Annotated in this window: 1 protein-coding gene; it reads right to left on the bottom strand. The window is 55.3% G+C overall.

The genetic code is table 11. The features are described 5' to 3' along the window. Window positions 1-9: 9 nt before the first annotated feature. On the bottom strand, window positions 10-1,395 hold the full coding sequence (locus MA884_RS27735; protein ID WP_256233477.1) for an IS4 family transposase: 1,386 nt from the start codon (window positions 1,393-1,395) through the stop codon (window positions 10-12). Window positions 1,396-1,513: the final 118 nt, after the last annotated feature.

Here is a 1,513-nt window from a genome sequence, read left to right as displayed (position 1 = left end):
GAATGGCACTTACTTAACCTTCTTCGGGTGTCCATTCTTCCTGACCTCGGCCCTTGCTGATCGACGTGTTTTCATCAACATGGGGTAAGGCTTGGGCCTTCGTTTTATAGCGCGCGGCTCAATCCTGCCAGGCCGTTGACCGACCCGTTTCTGGGCAATCAGCTGAAGCAGATTCAGCAGCCGATCCTCTTGCTCTTGAGCCCCGTACTGCCTCGACGCAAGGCACAGCTGAAGGCTATGTTTGAAGCTCAGTTCGCGAGGCAGACAGTCGGCCAGCAGTGCTGATTGCGCCATGAGCATCCGTATCAGGTTATGGGCCAGCAAGTAGATCCACAACTCTTTGACGGCCATGCCCGGTGTCTTGCAGCTCAGTACCTCAAGCCCCAAGGTAGTCTTGAGGTTGCGCAGATCCAACTCTACATGCCATCGGTCCCTGAACAGTGATTTGAGGGCCGCTTTTGGCACCTGCTGTGGACAATTCAAAGTGGTGACCAGGATTTTCCCACCGGCCTTCAACTCGCGTACTGTCAGCGTTCCAGGGGCCTCGTCGTAATAGGCCTGACTCATCCAGGACGGCTTTGCCTTGGGCTTTTTCAACTCAACCAAATGATCTTCCGACCCTAAGGACTTTCCAAGCTGAAAGTCCGTGCTACGCCGTCGAGCGCCGTATTGTTCGAACACTCCGTCCACGCCTCGATGTTGCAATTCACACAACAAAAAATAGGTTGCGTAGTAGGCATCGCCCAGCACGATGTCACCTCGTTCCAAGGTGTCGAGCATGGTCCTGAGCAGCGTCTGCTCATCACCTCCTTTACCACGAAAACGTCCCAACGAAGCATCCAAAACAGCACCGCTGGCGAGGCAAACGATCCCCACCAACCGGCAGATGGGAAAGCCCAGTCCGGCCTTTTGCCCACGAGATTGGGGGTAGGCCTCTTGGTTCGCCGGCGTATCCGGCAGGGTGACCGTAGTGCCATCGACGAGACGCACAGGTCGCCCCATCCAACGCCATGCTGACGGAGCCCGGTTGCTCATCGATGACCCCGTGGAGCGCAACAAGGTTGAAACCATCTCAACCGGCAACCGCGCTCTGGCCTTGCAGTAAGCACCGGTATGAACGCTGTTGGGTTTCAACCCTTCACAGGAGCGTTTGATAGACAAATCATTCACGGCATTCTGGCAGGAGCGATCGGCGCTCATCGCCTGGGACAAAAACATGGACAGTGTTTCGGTTGGCGGGAATAGCCGCTGACGATGCTTGGGTATCGACGACTCGATACCCCGCAATAGCTCTGGATCGGTGAGCAGCTTGAAGAAAGCATGGGCATTGCTGTTCGTGGCGTGCTGGCGCATACGGTGCTGTTGATGTCGGACGATTTGGCGTCTACGATTCACTCGGGCTGTGTCCTTGCTTGATCGGTGTGTGTTCGCAACTATCACCGTAGACCAAGGCCAGCCTTTTTTCATTTTTTGTAGGCGTATCAGCTAGTTAGCCGTTAAGTAAGTGCCATTC

The organism is Pseudomonas sp. Q11 (assembly GCF_024494355.1).
GTDB classification, from domain to species: Bacteria; Pseudomonadota; Gammaproteobacteria; order Pseudomonadales; family Pseudomonadaceae; genus Aquipseudomonas; species Aquipseudomonas hefeiensis.
The sequence above is the reverse complement of the archived record's forward strand: the minus strand, read 5'-3'. Positions and strand labels throughout refer to the sequence as shown.